Source organism: Aquimarina megaterium XH134, from assembly GCF_000520975.1.
Taxonomy (GTDB): Bacteria; Bacteroidota; Bacteroidia; order Flavobacteriales; family Flavobacteriaceae; genus Aquimarina; species Aquimarina megaterium.
This window is the reverse complement of sequence record NZ_JACB01000039.1, coordinates 83,964-101,482: the sequence shown is the minus strand read 5'-3', so window position 1 is coordinate 101,482 and position 17,519 is coordinate 83,964. Positions and strand designations below refer to the sequence as shown.

Here is a 17,519-nt window from a genome sequence, read left to right as displayed (position 1 = left end):
ACAAAAAAGGGAAGCATCCTAAGAAAACTTCCCTTTTGCCCTATATAAATCTAGGTCTATGACCCACACATTAAACAATCGTCTCCTTCGCCTTCTTTAGATTGTGCAATAATTGCACGAAGTTCTTCTGGAGTAAGAGCTGTTCCTTCTGGAGCAACAGCTTCTTGTTTTGGTTCTACCTTGGATGCTTGCGCTTCCATTACTTGTGCAGCAGCTACAGCTACTTGCTCTGGTTTAGGCTCTTCTTTAGTTTCTTTTTTAAGTGTAAACTTAATTGCATCTACAGCAGATTTTGTTCTTAGGTAATACATCCCTGTTTTCAATCCACTCTTCCATGCATAAAAATGCATCGAAGTTAACTTAGCCATAGTTGCACCTTCTAAGAATAAGTTTAATGATTGAGACTGATCGATAAAATATCCTCTATGACGAGACATATCGATAATATCTTTCATACTCATTTCCCAAACGGTTTTATACAGTTCTTTTAGATCCTGTGGTATGATATCTATATTCTGTACCGATCCATTTGCACGCATGATAGCATCTTTAAGTTCATCATTCCACAATCCTAATTTTACCAGATCTTCTAATAAGTGTTTATTTACGACAATAAACTCTCCAGATAATACACGTCTGGTATAGATGTTACTTGTATAAGGTTCGAAGGCTTCATTATTTCCTAAAATCTGAGATGTAGATGCTGTAGGCATTGGCGCAACTAATAATGAGTTACGCACTCCGTTTTTAAGTACTTGTTTACGAAGTTTTGCCCAGTCCCAACGGCCGCTTAATTCTTCATCTTTTATTCCCCATAAATTGTATTGAAAATCACCTTTAGATATTGGAGAACCTTCATAACTTTGATATGGCCCATCTGCTTTTGCTTCTTCCATCGATGCGGTTACTGCAGCAAAATACAGTGTTTCAAAAATCTCCTGATTTAGCTTCTTAGCTTCATCACTGGTAAAAGGTAAACGCAATTGGATAAATGCATCTGCTAATCCTTGCACTCCTAAACCAATAGGGCGATGACGTATATTAGAATTTTCTGCCTCTTTTACTGGATAATAATTACGATCAATTACCCTGTTCAGGTTCTTAGTCACCCGTTTTGTAATCTTAAAAAGTTCTTTATGATCAAACTGTCCGTTTTTCACAAACATTGGCAATGCGATAGATGCAAGGTTACATACCGCTACTTCATCCGGACTAGTATATTCTAATATCTCTGTACATAAGTTAGATGATCGTATGGTCCCTAGATTTTGTTGATTAGATTTGCGATTTGCAGCATCTTTATACAACATATAAGGCGTACCTGTTTCAATTTGAGATTCTAAGATCTTTTCCCAAAGCTCACGTGCCTTAATTGTTCTGCGTCCTTTTCCTTCTGCTTCAAACCTTAAATATTCTTTTTCAAATTCGTCACTATGTATATTAAATAAACCTGGGCATTCGTTAGGGCACATTAATGTCCATTCTGCATCATCCTGTACTCGTTTCATAAACAAATCTGGTACCCACATAGCGTAGAATAGATCTCGTGCACGCATTTCTTCTTTACCATGATTCTTTTTAAGATCAAGAAAATCAAAGATATCAGCATGCCAGGGCTCTACATATATTGCAAATGATCCTTTTCGTTTTCCTCCTCCCTGATCAACATAACGAGCAGTATCATTATATACTCTAAGCATTGGTACAATACCATTAGAAGTACCATTGGTCCCTGCAATATAAGATCCTGTAGCACGCACATTATGAATAGATAATCCTATTCCCCCAGCAGACTGTGAAATCTTAGCAGTTTGTTTTAATGTATCATAGATCCCATCAATACTATCATCTTTCATTGTTAACAAAAAACAAGATGACATCTGTGGTTTTGGAGTACCCGAATTAAACAATGTAGGTGTAGCGTGTGTAAAATACTTTTTAGACATTAATTCATAAGTCTCTATCGCAGCATCCAAATCATTAAGATGGATCCCTATAGATACTCTCATAAGCATATGCTGTGGGCGCTCTGCAATTTTACCATTAATTTTTAGTAAATAAGAGCGCTCTAGTGTTTTAAAACCAAAATAATCATAACCAAAATCGCGATTATAAATAATTGTAGAATCTAACTTTTCTTTGTTAGCGACAATTACTTCATAAACATCATCTGCGATCAGTGGTGCTTTTTTTCCTGTTCTTGGATTTACATACTCATACAGATCTGTAACTACTTCAGAAAAAGTTTTCTTTGTATTTTTATGTAGATTAGAAACAGAGATACGAGCGGCAAGCTTCGCATAATCAGGGTGTGTTATAGTCATTGTTGCTGCTATTTCTGCAGCCAAATTATCCAACTCACTAGTTGTTACTCCATCATACAACCCTTCTATCACTCTCATTGCTACCTTTACAGGGTCAACTAGTGGATTAAGTCCATAACATAACTTTCTTACCCTTGCGGTAATCTTGTCAAACATAATTGGTTCTTTACGCCCATCTCTTTTTACTACATACATACTTTTTTTTGGTTTTTAAATTTTCTTCTTAATGAAGAAGTTGATGATAATTCGTGTTACTAATTTTATACTTTGAAGGTCAAAAAATTATATCTTATCTCCTTGAAATTGGATACTAAAAAGAAATCTCTACATCCAAAAATCAGAGTAATTCTATAGATAAAAAGTAATAATATGACTTTCGTCCCTTTTGTTTTTTTTGTGTGGCTTTTATAAAGCTTTATCAAACTGAGCTAATCTGAATTAAACAAAAGAAATGTTTTTGACTAGCTCAGAATGAATATATCTTTATTGTTAGCACTTTGAATCCAACTCTTGTTGGAATGATAATCTTAAGAAATTTTAATATTCTTTTTGATTAAAAATCTGCATCAAAGCTTATCTTATTGTCTTCGGTATCTTTATTAAGCACTCCAGCTTTTTGATATTCTGAAACTCTTTTCTCAAAGAAATTAGTTTTACCTTGTAAAGAAATCATATCCATAAAATCAAATGGATTTGCTGTTTCGTATTCTTTTTCACATCCTAATTCTACCAATAATCTATCGGTAACAAATTCTAGATATTGAGTCATTAACTTAGAGTTCATACCTATCAAACTTACAGGAAGAGATTCTGTTATAAACTCTCTTTCAATATCTAATGCATCTACCAGAATTTTTCTAATTCTATCCTTTGGCACTTTATTTATCAAATGTTTATTGTGAAGATGAACTGCAAAATCACAGTGTACCCCTTCATCTCTAGAAATTAATTCATTAGAAAATGTAAGTCCAGGCATTAATCCACGTTTTTTTAACCAAAATATAGAACAGAATGCTCCTGAAAAGAATATCCCTTCTACTGCAGCAAAAGCAATTAAACGTTCTGCAAAAGAATCAGATTCTATCCATTGTAATGCCCAGTCTGCTTTTTTCCTAATTGCGGGGAAATTCTCTAGTGCATTAAATAATACATCCTTTTCTTTCTCATCCTTTACATAAGTATCAATTAGTAAAGAATAGGTTTCAGAATGAATATTTTCCATCATAATCTGGAAACCGTAGAAAAATTTTGCTTCACTATACTGTACTTCGTTTATAAAATTTTCTGCAAGATTTTCATTTACAATACCATCAGATGCAGCAAAAAATGCTAAAATATGTTTGATGAAATATCGCTCATCATCATTAAGCTTAGTAGACCAATCTGTAATATCTTGATGCAAATCGATCTCTTCTGCTGTCCAAAAACTAGCTTCAGATTTCTTATACCACTCCCAAATATCATTGTGTTGAATAGGAAAAATTACGAATCGATCTTTATTTTCTTGCAAAATTGGTTCTACGGCACTCATCATTATTTTTTTAGCTGTTTTTTTGAGAATTTCTTATTTCCTAAGGGTCTTACAAAGATCAAAAAATAGGTTAAAAGTTCTACCAAAAGTTAACAAACGTTTTCAACAAAGTTTTCAACACGAAGTGATTTTGTAACAAAAATGATCTTTCACAAAAACACATATAACACTTTGTTAATCAAAATATTAAGTGTTTTTTGAAAAATACAGATAATGTGAACATCATCTTCAAAAATCTCTTATTTTTCACTTGCTAGCCGAGGTTTTTCTGTTGAAAAACCTAGAAAGGAAAATACATCAATTTACGGTAAACCCGTAACCTTGAAAATTCTTTTTTTAACACAAAAAAAAGCAAAAAAGAAGTGTTATTTACATCTAAAAATATAACGAAAGGGTTATTTTCTCAATTTTTCTGCAACGTTTTCAAGTTCGATATACCAATCTTCTCCAAATTTTCTAATTAAGGCTTCTTTAACAAATTTATAGATCGGCACTTGAAATTCTTTACCTAATGTACAGGCATCATCACAAATTTCCCATTTATGATAATTTACAGCAGAGAACTCTGTATATTCCTGTACTCTAACCGGGTATAAATGACAAGATACTGGTTTTTTCCAATCAACTTCGCCTTGATTATACGCTTCTTCGATAGCGCACATAGCTGTTCCTTTTCCATCAAAAATCACATATGCACAATCTGCTCCATCGATTAGAGGTGTTTCTAATTCTCCATTAGCCGTTTTAATATGGGTTCCGTAATGCTCGATAGCCTCAATACCTTCTTTTCTCAAATAAGGTTTAACAATAGGGTATATCTCTTTAAGCTTATGAGTTTCTGACTCTTCTAAAGGTGCTCCTGCCTCACCATCAATGCAGCAGATTCCTTTGCATGCAGAGAGATTACACACAAAGTCTTTTTCAATAATATCCTCAGAAACTATGGTTTTTCCTAATTGAAACATGGCGCTAAGATAATTCTTATACAAGAGATTTTTTACAATTTATTCACCTTTTTATAATACCTTTATTTAATAAAGTCTATTTATATTTGCTCAAATTTTTGAAACTATCTTACTATGAACTTTGACCTTAAAGAAATATTGACTGCGAGTATGGTTCTGTTTGCCGTAATAGATATCATAGGAAGTATTCCTATTATTTTAGATCTTCGTAAAAAAGTAGGCCATGTACAAAGTGAAAAGGCTTCTATTGTAGCAGCAATCTTAATGATTCTTTTCTTATTTGTAGGAAAAGAAATCCTGAGTCTAATTGGTATAGATGTTAATTCTTTTGCTGTTGCAGGTTCTTTCATTATTTTCTTTTTAGCTATAGAAATGATATTAGGTATTCAATTATATAAAGACGATGAGCCAGAAACCGCAGCTGTAGTTCCACTTGCTTTCCCTCTTATTGCAGGAGCAGGTACTATGACATCAATCTTATCTTTACGAGCAGAGTATCACACAATTAATATAATAATAGCGATACTAATTAATATTATCTTTGTATATATTGTTCTAAAATCCTCTGGAAAAATAGAAAAAGTACTTGGTAAGCAAGGAATTAATGTGATACGGAAAATATTTGGGGTAATTTTGCTGGCTATTGCAGTTAAATTATTTACAGCAAATATTAAAGAGCTATTAACCACTATTTAGTTTTAAAACAAATGAAATATTTTATATACCTATTAATTACTATTGCTACAGGTTTAATTATTTATAATATAACCTATCTAGATTTTGATAATTTATTGATTGGTGATAGTAAAACAGCTCTTATTGGTATTTTTTCTTCTGCTTGTGTTGTTATGTTAATGACAATCTTATTGGTTTCTAGAAATATTCAGAAGAAAAAAAGAGGAAACTAAACTTTGTTTCTAATAGCAATACATTTAAAACACAAAGAAGCAGGCAATAATCACTGGTGGAATTGAAATTACCATTAGGATCATAAAAAAGTTATGTAGTTTTCTAAACAACAGTGCTTTCTTTAAAGATTTTTTAAGTTTTAAATCTTCAGAACTATGAATATGCTCTCTTATTATATCACCAGAAACATAAGAGGTATCAACTAATATATCATGCTTTAAAAAAATAGAAGCACTATTATCTAACAACCTAAAAGCAACTGCTATAATAAAGAAAAAAAGCGGGGAGCATATTGCAATAGCTACTAGATATTCTTCAAATTCTGACATATATATATTAGATATAAGTTATTCTTTTTTAGAAAGTGACAATACTTTATTAATCATTGCATCATCTTTATTTATAATCCTTTCAAAAGCCCCAGTTCCAAATAATTGTTGCGCCATTGTCGCTTTCAAATATTTTTTTAATTGAGCTTCATAATTTTTCAACTCAATTTCTATCCCTCTTTGCCTTGAATATTTTAAAAAATCTTCAGCAAAGGTATCCTCTATATTAATTTTTTCATTAAACTCATTTTCAGATAAATCATTATAATACGACCTGTTTTTATCTAGTTCTTCAAATACATATCCTCCCATACGGCCAGAACGTAACATATAATCTAATGTTTCACCAACACGTGTTGTATCTTTACTAACAAATATATCTGGTATAATACCTCCACCTCCATAAACAATTTTACCTCCAGGAGTTTTAAATTTTAAAGAATCTGCTACCTGAATACTATCTGCATTCTGCAATTCTCCATTTTTATATCGCTCCATATACTCATTAAAATATTCTTTATTTCCGTTGGCATATGGTTTTTGTATCGACCGCCCGGTAGGCGTATAGTATCTTGAAATTGTTAATCGTATTGCACTACCGTCTCCTAATGCCATTTCTCTTTGCACGAGACCTTTTCCGTAAGAACGTCTACCAACGATAGCTCCTCTATCATTATCTTGAATTGCTCCTGCAAAAATTTCACTGGCAGAGGCAGAGTTTTCGTTGATTAGCACGTAAACTTTTCCTTGTTCAAAACTTCCTTTATTGGTAGCAAAATTATTTTCGATAGCTCCTTTTTTATTTTTGGTAAACATAATCAGCACATCATCCTTCAAAAATTCGTCTGCCATTTTTAGAGCCGGAGCAATAAATCCTCCTCCATTATCACGAAGATCAATTACCATATTTTCGGCTCCTTCGTCTATTAGTTCATCTAATGCTATTTTAAATTCTTTGTAAGTTGTTTCTGCAAAACGATTTACTTTTACATATCCCATTTTATCATCCAACATATAGGCTGCATCTACACTTTGTATAGGCACACGCCCTCTTTTTACAACTACATCAAATATTCCTTTGCCTTTTCTATACACTCTAAGTTGCACCTGGCTGTTTAGCTCGCCTTTTAATCTATTTGCTAATCCATCTCTTATTAAGCGTTCTCCATACAAAGTATCACTATCTGCCATTAATATTCTATCTCCTGCCTTAATTCCCGATTTTTCACTCGGTCCTCCTTTTATAGTATTAATCACAGATATTGTATCTCTATAAGGATAATAACTCACCCCTATACCAATAAAATCTCCTTGCATATTCTCTGTAATCCCTTCAAGTTCTTCTGATGGGATATATATCGAATGAGGATCCAGGTTTTCTAATATCCTGTTTACTGTAACTTCTACAATACTATCGGTATTGATTTCATCTACATATTCATAATCTATATAATCAATAAGCCTATTTAGTTTTTCTTTTTTGGGGTTATAAGAAAATAGCTTTGCCGAAGGGTTGCTAAAATCAAGTTTACTACCCAAAAATACTCCGGCCCCTACAGCCAAACCCAAAAACAAAGGCAAGTATTTTTTTGAATATCCCATTATTCTTCTAAATCCGTAATCTGTTCTATTTCTACTCCAGCTTTAGCAAGAAACTGCAAACCAGAGTCATCTTTATAACCAATTTGATACACTATGCGTTTTATTCCTGCCTGGTGAATCAATTTACTACACTCCTTACATGGTGATAATGTAATATATAATGTCGCTCCTCTACACGATTGAGTAGATGAAGCTACTTTAGAAATCGCATTTGCTTCTGCATGCAATACATACCACTTTGTATATCCTTCTTCGTCTTCACATGGATTCTCAAAACCTGTTGGGGTTCCATTAAATCCATCTGAAATAATCATTCTATCCTTTACAATAACCGCACCAACTTTTTTTCTTTCACAATGAGATAATTTCCCCCATTCTCTTGCAATCCTTAGATAGGCTTTATCGTACTTCAGTTGTTTTTTTTTTGACATAAAATAGAATGACTAGTGTATTGATAACAATCAAAGTACGAATATATTATTACGATGTGGCAAATACAACCCTAATCACTACTTATTCACCAAATTTTATTTGCAATAAGCATGGGGATTACCATCCCTATTACAATAGAAGAAACAACAAGTATCCAATCTCGTTTTGAAAATCGAAAAAAGGTCTGAAATATAAAGCTAACTATAAGAACTAATAAAACAATAATAATCTGTGCAGCTTCGACCCCTAATGCAAACTCGATTAAGGGTAAAATTTTAGAATTCACATTACTACTAATTGCTCTAAAATAACTAGAAAACCCTAATCCGTGAATTAATCCAAAAAAAAGAGTTACTCCGTATAAGATTCCTACTTTACTATTTTTTGAAGTATTTTTTGCAGTAAATACATTAAACAATCCTGTAATCAAAATGGTTAAAGGAATCAAGAATTCTACCAATCTCGAATTTACTGACACTACATTATATGCTGCCAAAAACAAAGACAATGTATGTCCTACTGTAAATATGGTAACCAGTAATAAAATACGTTTCCAGTTATCAAAAGTATACCCAACTGTTAGTGCAATTAAAAACAAAATATGGTCATAAGCATGCCAATCTAGCACGTGACCAAAACCCAGCTTTATATAAAGCCAAAACTCTGACATAATTTTAGGTTTTGAGGTGTGGGACTAATGTACAACTAAATACAAGAACGAAGAAATACATAAAAAATTCTTATCAAAAATTTAAGAAATTCTGAAACACAACCAACTACCAGAATCAAAAAAACCCAGGAGTATGTTCCTGAGTTTTTCTTTTATTTATCAATATTTTTCTTTCGAAAAGTATTTTTAAAATAGTGAATACCCTAAGACTAATGAAAAAGATCTATAACTATATGAGCTGGTACTAAAAATTTTACCAGATTTACGGCCCATTCCATAACGAGCTTCTATACTATATCGATTATTATATTTATACCCAATACCCCCTAAAACGTTAGTCCTTGTTCTAAAATCTTTAGTTTTAGTAATACCATTAATTTCTTCTTGAAATGTAGAATCAAATTCAAAATCTACTACATATGCGGCATTAATAAATAGTTTGGATTTATCACTCAAGAAAAGATAATGTCTTAAACCTATGGGTAATTCTATAGATTTATAGTCTACAGTAAAAGTCCTGGTATTTGTACCAATAAAGGTTGTTTCTTCAATTTCTAGATTTGATTTATACGATTGATAAGTAGGTTCTATAAATATTCCCCATTTATTTTTATTAAAAGGTAAAATAAACTCTGCTTCAATCCCAAATCTAAAATTTGTTTTACTTTCAAAATCACCCAAACCAGAAATACTTCCTGTTTCTTTTGAATCATAAAGAGTCGAAAAAATAATCCCTGGTCTAATAGTAAGGTTAAACAAATCTCTATCTTCTTGTTTACGAGTATTTACAAAACTTGGATCCTTACATTTATTATATTTTACAAAATACTTTACTAAACTATTTTTCTTGTAGTTTGCCTTTACTGCATCGCTTTCCTTGATGTTATCACATTTAACATCTGTCCAAAGCTGCTGTTTATATCGATTATTCTTATCAATTTTATTAGTTCTTTCTTTTGCTACTCCGTTTACTATTTCTTGTGTAACTCTATACGTTTTATAGATTAACTGCTGTATATCCTTATCACCTACCTGGTAAAAATATCTAATTAAGTTTCCTTCTTCGTATTGATATAGATTCGCTGCACCTTGTACTATATGTTTCAGAAATAAAGTTGCCTCTTTGAATTCAGGGTTTTTAGTAGCACTTAAATGATTTAATTCCTCACTCGACATATCAATATTTACAGTTTCTCTTACATATTTTAGATCAGAAACTGCAAATTCTTTAATATTTTTTATATAGCCCATCTTAGCCTTAGCACCTTCACTTACTTTATATTCAATCTGGCTGGGGTTATCATGCCAATCTACATTTTTTATAAGGCATTCTGTTTTTGTTCCATTATTATCAATAAAATACCCTTGTTCAAATTTAATTTGAGCATAACCGGTAAGACTTAAGATCATTAATAGAAATAAAAGTGATTGTTTTTTCATTTTCAATGTTTTGTTTTTGTGTATTTATATGGTTTCTACATTCAATTTTCACATTGCAATAATAATAGGTCTCAGTTTCATTTTTCGGAACTGACATAAAAATGTTTGTGATAATAATGTCACTCTAATATTGTATAGATCTAACCCATAGATTTCTTTTAAGTATAGAAACGTAAAATGCAATTTTTCTCGCTTAACTAAACTTTAGCAAAGCATTAAGAGTTATTTTCTAGGTGGGTCTAAATCATGGATTTGTATTAAACCTCTTACATTTTTCAGACTTCACTAACTGCATTAAATTGAAGTTTATCAATTTCACTGAAAACAGGGTATAGATTACAATACTAGAATAATAATTTGTCTACTCATACAAATCCCCATGATTATGAAAACATTAGTATACCCCTTATTAACTCTTTTATTTTTATCCTGTAGTTCTAAAAATGATGATACTCCTATTAACGGAAATACCGATTCATACAGGCTTAAAGATCAAAATATAACAGCGATTCAAAATGAATCTAAAAAAATCATTCTGGGAAATATCAAAAATTCATCTGGTAACACACTAACATATACAGTAACCCCAGATTCTAAAATTACTTTTACATCAGAAAAAAATAGTATTGAATATATATCTGATCAAGTAGGTGTCGAAACTCTTAATGTAACTGCTACAGATGGTATAAATACTCCTATAACTGCCAAAATAAATATTACTGTAAAAGAAGCAGAAAGTACTAGTTTTGATCTAATCGAAGGCTATGATTTCTATGATCCAAAATCTGATCTTAACTTCCCTACTGTTTTATTACCCGGTGAATCATATACAAACCCTCATTATAAAACAACGGTACGACGATTATCCAATCCATCACAAGATGGTGCTGGGGCAAATTTTATGGTTAATGAATATTCTAGAAAGCAATCTTTTAATATCGATGACACAAAAATTTTAATTTATGCTGAAAATGGGTTTCATCATGTATACAATATAGACGGAAGTCATTATAAAAAACTTCAAGGCCCTGCTTCAGATTGTGAAATAGACTGGCACCTTACAGATCCTAATAAAGTTATTTACACAGATTTGAATGGGATTGGACTTAAATTTTATGAACATGATATAGTAACCGATGAAGTTAAAACAATAATAGATCTTACAAAAGTTGCTTCTATTAATGGTAATACTAGTTTGACTTCGGTAAAACAGATATGGCCCGATGCAGCAGCAGCCTGGACAAAAGCCGAAGGAACCAGTTCTAAAGATGGAAGATATCGAGGTTTGATGATAGAAAAAGTAGTTGGTAATGATCTTCATTTTTTGGGGTTAATCGTTTACGATCAGCAAGAGAATGCAATTGTAGGCTACTTGGACAAAGCAGATTATGGAGATAAACCAGATCATGTGAGTATGTCTCCTTCTGGTGACTATATAGTTCCTTCTAGCACACAAAATGGTGTGGGAACACGTGCATATACAAGAGATTTTTCTTCTTATGTGCAATTGCATAGAACTTCTGAGCATTCTGATTTAGGAATTCTCCCTAATGGGCATGATGTATACATCGCTGCAGATTACCAGGACAATGAAGGTCAAATCTTTATGTACGACATACAAGCTAATCAAAAAACAGAGTTTAACCATTTGTATCAATATAATTCTGGTGGTGACAAACCAATTAATGCTGCCAATCATTACTCTTTAAAAGCTTTCAATAAACCAGGGTGGGCACTATTATCTACTTATTCAAGTGCGAATCCACTAAATGGATGGGCTCAAAATAAACTCATAGCTATAGAATTAAAACAAGACGGAAGAATATTAAATATCTCGAACACTTACGGAGATCATGCAAAATTCCCAGGTAAAAATTACTGGGCAGAAACAAAAGGATCTGTAAACAGAGATTTTACCAAAATAATATTTACAAGCACATGGTTTGCCGGAAGAGATGAAGACAGTAATGCGTACATTATCGAACTAGAACCAAATCAGATTCCTAGTTCATAAAAAATAATGTAAGCTGCAAACTGTAATTTTTATATTAAGAAAGTATATCTCTATTTTTGAAATCATGTTTTACAGCCAATCTTAAATTAGCAATAAAAAGAAAACCAATACCAATCAAAACCACGATACTCGCTATTGAAAGTGCAACAAAATATTGTTCGAAAAAAATAAAATCAAGCCAAATAACTGCCCCTTTATAAAAAATCAATATTTCTGTGAGAGCAAACCCAAAAAGATAGATATAATATCCTTTTTTAGGAATCTTAATAAGTTTAAAATAATCTAAGAATATAAATAAACTAATACTTACTACTCCTAGAAAAGTCCAGTGTAAATAAGCAATCGTAAAATCCAGAATAGTAGTCGCCAGGTTTGCAACATAAGGAAAAGCAGAGGCTATCTGTAGCAAAAACTTAATTAGTAACAGAATACCTACTGTTCTCAATAATTTTTTTTGAAAACCAGAAAATATATTGCTCACTACTGTTCTTGATTTTATTAGTAGCTTAATAAATATCAAAAATGCTATACCCTGAAGTAGGCTACCTACTCCTCCTAAAATATAATAAATACTTGCCGGTTTAGTCCATAATACCGAAAGGAAAAAACTTAAAATAATCCCAAGGTTAATTGCCCAGAAGAAGCCATTAAAATCACTATTAGAGATACTTACTTTTTGATTTTCAAGAATAAAAATCAGTAACCCAAATAAAGCTAGTATCATCCATCCGTTATATTGAAAATGTAAATAAAAATAAATGGCTAGCCTATACCAGATAGAATCTGCTCCTAATGTACTCATTATCGCTCCTAATGCCCAGGGGCCAATACTAGAAATAACCATGTACCACAAAGAAATCTTTATACATTTATAGGATTTTGTATTCTTAAACTTCTCGGGTATATTTTTAATAAAAAACCAGGTAAACCAATACGAAGCAAAAAGAAAAAGTGTAGAAAAAGTTATCGAGAATAATGCATATCCTTGAAAAGGAAAGCTAAACAACATTCCTAATAAAGTAAATTGGGTAAACCAGAAAATATTTCTATATCCCTTACCAACATTGCTCTTCTTCAAATACAATTTACAAAGCAACGTTGTTAAACCAATATACACCCATCCTAATAATGCAATATGAGAGTGAGTATGTACAATATATCTATAGTCTACAGATATATCAAAAACATATAAAAATCTTAAAAAAACACCAAGTGCAGCTGCCAATAGAAAAAAGGCAAGTGATATCATGGTGTCTCGTTTTGAATTTATCATGCAACAGTCTCTTCAATACAACAAATCTAGCGTTAAAAATCTTTTTTCTTAGATTTTCTATAGATGTTGAATGTAGGTAAAAATACCCAAATAGAAAGTGCAACACAAGATAAAATTACTCCTAAATTAGTACCGAAGAATTTCTGAAAAACAGCGCCGGTATATCCTAGTAAAGCAGAAATATCAAGTTTCAATAAGATCAAAATCCTGGATAAATCAATAGGGTTAAATAAGGTTACTCCTATTGAAAATTTATCTAATGGATATGACTCAAACATGATTAACGACATTAAAAAAAGACCGTCATAGATTACTGCCATAAATAACCAAAGTAAAATAGCATAACTAAACCCTTTTATCTTATTTTCATTATACAGTGCAATGTTAAATGCCAATGCAGTAAAAATTAATGTCAAAAATGTACCTGTAATGAGAAGTAATAAAAATTCCCAAATGGTATTCGATTGAAAGAGACCATACATAGTAAATGGTAACCCTAACCCTATTATCAAACTCATAGAAAGAGAAAGTGCTACTCCCAGGTATTGCCCAAGAAATATAGATGATCTTTTAATGGGTTGTGCCAAAAGCAATTCTGTAAATTCTTTAGAATTATAATAATACATTACTCCAAAAATGGTTCCGATAAGAGGAACAAGAATGATAATCACATTCATCAAAGTGATTACAGCTTTAGACAAATCATTATTCAGGAATAATAATACAAATCCCAATGCTAAATAAAAAAGCAAGTACACATAACTCCATCGGCTACGAATAAGGTCGTAAAAACTATATTTTAAAATCTTAAGCATTGTTTTCTTTTAGCAAATTAGCAATCGCATGTTCGAAATCGGTTTCCTTAGTCTTTTGTTTTAAAGTGCTTATATTTCCCTTGAAATACACTTTACCTTCAAGGAGAAAAACAATTTCATCAGCAACCTCTTCAACAAAACTCATGATATGAGAAGTAATTAAAATTGTTTTTCCTTTTGTTTTTTCTTTTTGTATTATTTTTTTTAACTCTAACAAAGCAATAGGATCAAGTCCTGTAGTAGGTTCATCTAGAATAATTAATGGACTATCAAACATTAATGTTAATACTAAATTTACTTTTTGTTTTGTCCCTCCAGACAAGTTACTTAGTTTTTTATTCAGAAAAGGGGTTAATTGAAAAGAGGCTATCAATGCAGCATCATCTCCAGGTTTATTTCGCAAATCTTTGATCATTCTAATCAATTCTTTCACCGTTAAGTTTGCAGGAAAATTAGCTATCTGTGGTAAATAATCTATTTGCTGACGATATTTCCAGTTTTTCTTAATTGGGGTGTCATCAATAAAAATATCACCTTTATTTGGGATAACCATCCCAAGAATAGATTTAATCAATGTCGTTTTACCAGATCCATTGGGTCCTAGTATTGCAAATATCCCACCTTCAGTAATACCTAGATCGACTCCTTTAAGGACCTGATTCTTTCCAAAATTCTTATGTAAATTATCAATTTTAATCATTCTTACTTTTCATTAGTGGATAATTGTCAAGTAAATTATCAGGAGTAAATACAGGGGAAACTTTTTCAGAAAAATCTATGATATCAATAAACAAACTCCTCATTAAGATAATCGTTTCTGGGGTTCGATTTACAATATATGAGAATAGTTTTACTGGTCTGTAGGGTACATCTCCAATACCATCTTTATCCAAATCATATCCTGTATACCCACTCCAATAATTCTTATCAAATTTGTTATCATTAAGTTTACTGTTATAAGAAACATCAAATGAATTATACATAAAATTATTATTGCTAAATATATTTGCATAACATGCACCACGTACTTTAATGGCCCAACCGTTTTTTATAAAACTGTTTTTGGTATACCTAATTCGATTAGAGCCTTCGATATTAATTCCTATTGTATTTTCTTTAAAAATATTCCCTGTTATTTCTGCATCATTGATCTCTTTCAACAGAAGACCATAGGATGCTGTTCCCCAGTTTTCTTTAAACGTATTAGTCAACATTTTTATCTTCTTAGAGAACATTACAGCAACCCCTGCCCCATTATTCTCAAACGTATTGTTTTCATACAGGTCATTATTAGAAAACATAAAATGCAACCCATATCGTAAGTTATTAGAACTTATATTATTTTTTATTCTACAATCATTAGCAAACTCAAGATAAATCCCGTCTCTTACATGTGTAATGATATTATTTTCTATATCTATATTTTGAGAATACCATAGTTGTATGCCATTACCCGAATTGTACTCTTCTACTGCATCACCTATAATCTTGTTATGAAAAATTCTGCCGTCTCTTGATTTCTCTATATAAATCCCAAAAAACAGCTTTTCTAACACCAAATTTTGTATCAAAAAATTTTTGCTTTTCACCACTCGAACAGCCGCATAATCTTCTGTATAACTAGTACCCACATTAATAATGAATAACCCATCTACAGTAACATTATCAGAAATAACTTTTATAATTCCTCCTTTTAACTCTCCATCAATTATGGGATAGTTTTCACCCAATAATGTCAAAGGTTTATCAATCACAATATCAAATTCATTATACTTTCCTTTTTTTATCACTACTGTATCAAGTGCTGTGGCTATAGCTACACCTTCTTTAATCGTTCTTATTTCACAGGAATTACAGACCTTTATAGTCTTGCCTAGAAGCAATACGGGTAGAAGAAAAATTGCCAGAAATAGTATTTTTCTGATTTGAAACATCTATTTATTTTTTTGTTTTCCCTGAAGGTTAGATTTGTGTCCAGGCTAACCAATATAGAATTAGAACAGTTTCCGGTCTTCATCGGGATAAGGTATTTTTATCTGGTGGTCACCTAATAGATATATTCCTGTTTTTAATGTTTTAGGTGTTTTAAAAGTTCTTCCCAGGTAAATACATCTCCCCCTTTTTCAGATTTCACTTTTTTTGCACTCGACTCATTCTCAAATGAAGTTAAAAATGCTCCCATGGGGCTTGATATATTTTTACTTATCAAAAAAGTAGCTTGCGTTGCATCAATTAATTCTTCTGGAGCATCGTAGTGATTAGAAAGGTAAAGTGACACCTCTTCTTTATCTATCTCTGCAGAATAATTTATCATACATTCTACAGCATCAAACTTGAACACCTTGCCTTTTTTTGTTACAATCTCTGCTCCATGAATTTTATCGACAATAGTCATTCGACAATAATGACAATTATCCTCTCCATAGTGTATTGTTTCTGGTTGAACATTACATGAGCTAAAAAACACGATCATCAAAATAAAAAAGACGATGTTGTTAAAGTTATACTTTTCCATTTTATTGAAGTTTTGAAGTTTTTTCACGTTTTCCTACGAAATAAGAAATAAAGGTCAAGGCCATTCCTGCAGCTAAAAAATATGCTCCCAATTGAGGGTATGAATGCGCTCTAAAATTTAAAATATCTTTAGTTCCGAATAAAGGAGGTTGAAACCCCATAACAGTCCCGTCTGGATTAGTAAATTTCATTATTGCTTTTGGATCCAAATTATGGCCATAGTCGTGTTCCCAAAGGTAAAAATCGTAGATTCCTGCCAAAGCTAAAAGAGCCATTACAATAAACCACCCTAAAAACCATTTATAGTTTGTTGTAAAAGCTAATACAGTACCTAAAGAAGCCATTATTATAATCACGATAGGAAAAATCCTGAATTCTGGAATCGATTCGGGAATATATTTCATCCCAACATAATGATTCATCAAATTGATATTCTTAATATCATGAGGATGCATGTCGGCGAAATCGTTTATATAGATATCCATTCCTAATGGGGTTGGATATTGAGGAGCTTCTAATGTAATATTCCAAAGAGGAAATACAAACAAAAATAAAGGCAGTAATGCTCCTACAAGCATTAATATTCTTGATTTCTTCTTCATGATAACAATCTTTTTTAAGTTGATTTAAAAGCGAGAGGGGTTTTGTCCTCTCGCTTTTTTGGAAATATAACTAATCTATCTCCTTCCTGGTAGCATCAG

The 17,519-nt window shown here is 31.7% G+C and carries 17 protein-coding genes; 3 read left to right on the top strand and 14 right to left on the bottom strand.

The annotated features are described in order from the left end of the window. Nucleotides 1–56 precede the first annotated feature (56 nt). From Z053_RS0120400 to Z053_RS0120390, 3 genes are all read right to left on the bottom strand, one after another. Nucleotides 57–2,519: a ribonucleoside-diphosphate reductase subunit alpha gene (locus Z053_RS0120400; RefSeq protein WP_025666824.1), complete on the bottom strand. Its 2,463-nt coding sequence runs from the start codon at nucleotides 2,517–2,519 to the stop codon at nucleotides 57–59. Nucleotides 2,520–2,877: 358 nt separating this feature from the next. Beyond that, nucleotides 2,878–3,855, bottom strand: coding sequence for a ribonucleotide-diphosphate reductase subunit beta (locus tag Z053_RS0120395; protein WP_025666823.1), 978 nt, complete (start codon nucleotides 3,853–3,855; stop codon nucleotides 2,878–2,880). Nucleotides 3,856–4,250: 395 nt separating this feature from the next. Next, nucleotides 4,251–4,820: a DUF3109 family protein gene (locus tag Z053_RS0120390; RefSeq protein ID WP_025666822.1), complete on the bottom strand. Its 570-nt coding sequence runs from the start codon at nucleotides 4,818–4,820 to the stop codon at nucleotides 4,251–4,253. A 114-nt stretch (nucleotides 4,821–4,934) separates the two neighbouring features. Here Z053_RS0120390 and Z053_RS0120385 point away from each other — a divergent pair, with 114 nt between their 5' ends. Further along, complete coding sequence (locus tag Z053_RS0120385) at nucleotides 4,935–5,516, top strand: MarC family protein (protein WP_025666821.1); 582 nt, start codon at nucleotides 4,935–4,937, stop codon at nucleotides 5,514–5,516. Nucleotides 5,517–5,527: 11 nt separating this feature from the next. Further along, the gene (locus Z053_RS0120380) at nucleotides 5,528–5,728 is read left to right on the top strand and encodes a hypothetical protein (protein WP_025666820.1); all 201 of its coding nucleotides are present in this window, start codon (nucleotides 5,528–5,530) and stop codon (nucleotides 5,726–5,728) included. 24 nt (nucleotides 5,729–5,752) lie between these two features. On the opposite strand, the gene Z053_RS0120375 is transcribed toward Z053_RS0120380, so the two are convergent. From Z053_RS0120375 to Z053_RS0120355, 5 genes are all read right to left on the bottom strand, one after another. Then, entirely contained in the window at nucleotides 5,753–6,058 is a 306-nt protein-coding gene (locus Z053_RS0120375) for a hypothetical protein (RefSeq protein ID WP_025666819.1), read from the bottom strand. An 18-nt stretch (nucleotides 6,059–6,076) separates the two neighbouring features. Next, nucleotides 6,077–7,660 carry a S41 family peptidase gene (locus tag Z053_RS0120370; protein ID WP_025666818.1) on the bottom strand — a complete coding sequence of 528 codons (1,584 nt, stop codon included), beginning with the start codon at nucleotides 7,658–7,660 and terminating at the stop codon, nucleotides 6,077–6,079. Then, entirely contained in the window at nucleotides 7,660–8,091 is a 432-nt protein-coding gene (locus Z053_RS0120365; RefSeq protein WP_025666817.1) for a deoxycytidylate deaminase, read from the bottom strand. Before Z053_RS0120365 ends, Z053_RS0120370 begins: the two co-directional genes overlap by 1 nt. Before the next feature lie 86 nt (nucleotides 8,092–8,177). After that, the gene (locus Z053_RS0120360) at nucleotides 8,178–8,762 is read right to left on the bottom strand and encodes a HupE/UreJ family protein (protein WP_025666816.1); all 585 of its coding nucleotides are present in this window, start codon (nucleotides 8,760–8,762) and stop codon (nucleotides 8,178–8,180) included. A 186-nt stretch (nucleotides 8,763–8,948) separates the two neighbouring features. Then, nucleotides 8,949–10,202 (bottom strand): outer membrane beta-barrel protein, encoded by a 1,254-nt coding sequence (locus tag Z053_RS0120355; protein ID WP_035096483.1) that lies wholly within the window; start codon nucleotides 10,200–10,202, stop codon nucleotides 8,949–8,951. 385 nt (nucleotides 10,203–10,587) lie between these two features. On the opposite strand from Z053_RS0120355, the gene Z053_RS0120350 reads away from it, so the two are divergent. Then, nucleotides 10,588–12,216, top strand: a complete 1,629-nt coding sequence (locus Z053_RS0120350; RefSeq protein ID WP_025666814.1) for a hypothetical protein — start codon at nucleotides 10,588–10,590, stop codon at nucleotides 12,214–12,216. Nucleotides 12,217–12,250: 34 nt separating this feature from the next. Here Z053_RS0120350 and Z053_RS0120345 read toward each other — a convergent pair whose 3' ends face one another. The 6 genes from Z053_RS0120345 to Z053_RS0120320 all read right to left on the bottom strand — a co-directional run bounded on the left by Z053_RS0120345 (nucleotide 12,251) and on the right by Z053_RS0120320 (nucleotide 17,420). Next, complete coding sequence (locus Z053_RS0120345) at nucleotides 12,251–13,465, bottom strand: hypothetical protein (protein WP_241459845.1); 1,215 nt, start codon at nucleotides 13,463–13,465, stop codon at nucleotides 12,251–12,253. A 56-nt stretch (nucleotides 13,466–13,521) separates the two neighbouring features. After that, on the bottom strand, nucleotides 13,522–14,304 hold the full coding sequence (locus Z053_RS0120340) for an ABC transporter permease (protein ID WP_025666812.1): 783 nt from the start codon (nucleotides 14,302–14,304) through the stop codon (nucleotides 13,522–13,524). Beyond that, nucleotides 14,297–15,004, bottom strand: a complete 708-nt coding sequence (locus Z053_RS0120335; protein WP_025666811.1) for an ABC transporter ATP-binding protein — start codon at nucleotides 15,002–15,004, stop codon at nucleotides 14,297–14,299. Before Z053_RS0120335 ends, Z053_RS0120340 begins: the two co-directional genes overlap by 8 nt. Further along, nucleotides 14,997–16,238, bottom strand: a complete 1,242-nt coding sequence (locus Z053_RS0120330; RefSeq protein ID WP_025666810.1) for a nitrous oxide reductase family maturation protein NosD — start codon at nucleotides 16,236–16,238, stop codon at nucleotides 14,997–14,999. Before Z053_RS0120330 ends, Z053_RS0120335 begins: the two co-directional genes overlap by 8 nt. Before the next feature lie 134 nt (nucleotides 16,239–16,372). Continuing rightward, the gene (locus Z053_RS0120325) at nucleotides 16,373–16,819 is read right to left on the bottom strand and encodes a nitrous oxide reductase accessory protein NosL (RefSeq protein ID WP_025666809.1); all 447 of its coding nucleotides are present in this window, start codon (nucleotides 16,817–16,819) and stop codon (nucleotides 16,373–16,375) included. Between the two features lies 1 nt (nucleotide 16,820). After that, nucleotides 16,821–17,420 carry a hypothetical protein gene (locus Z053_RS0120320; RefSeq protein WP_025666808.1) on the bottom strand — a complete coding sequence of 200 codons (600 nt, stop codon included), beginning with the start codon at nucleotides 17,418–17,420 and terminating at the stop codon, nucleotides 16,821–16,823. Nucleotides 17,421–17,519: the final 99 nt, after the last annotated feature.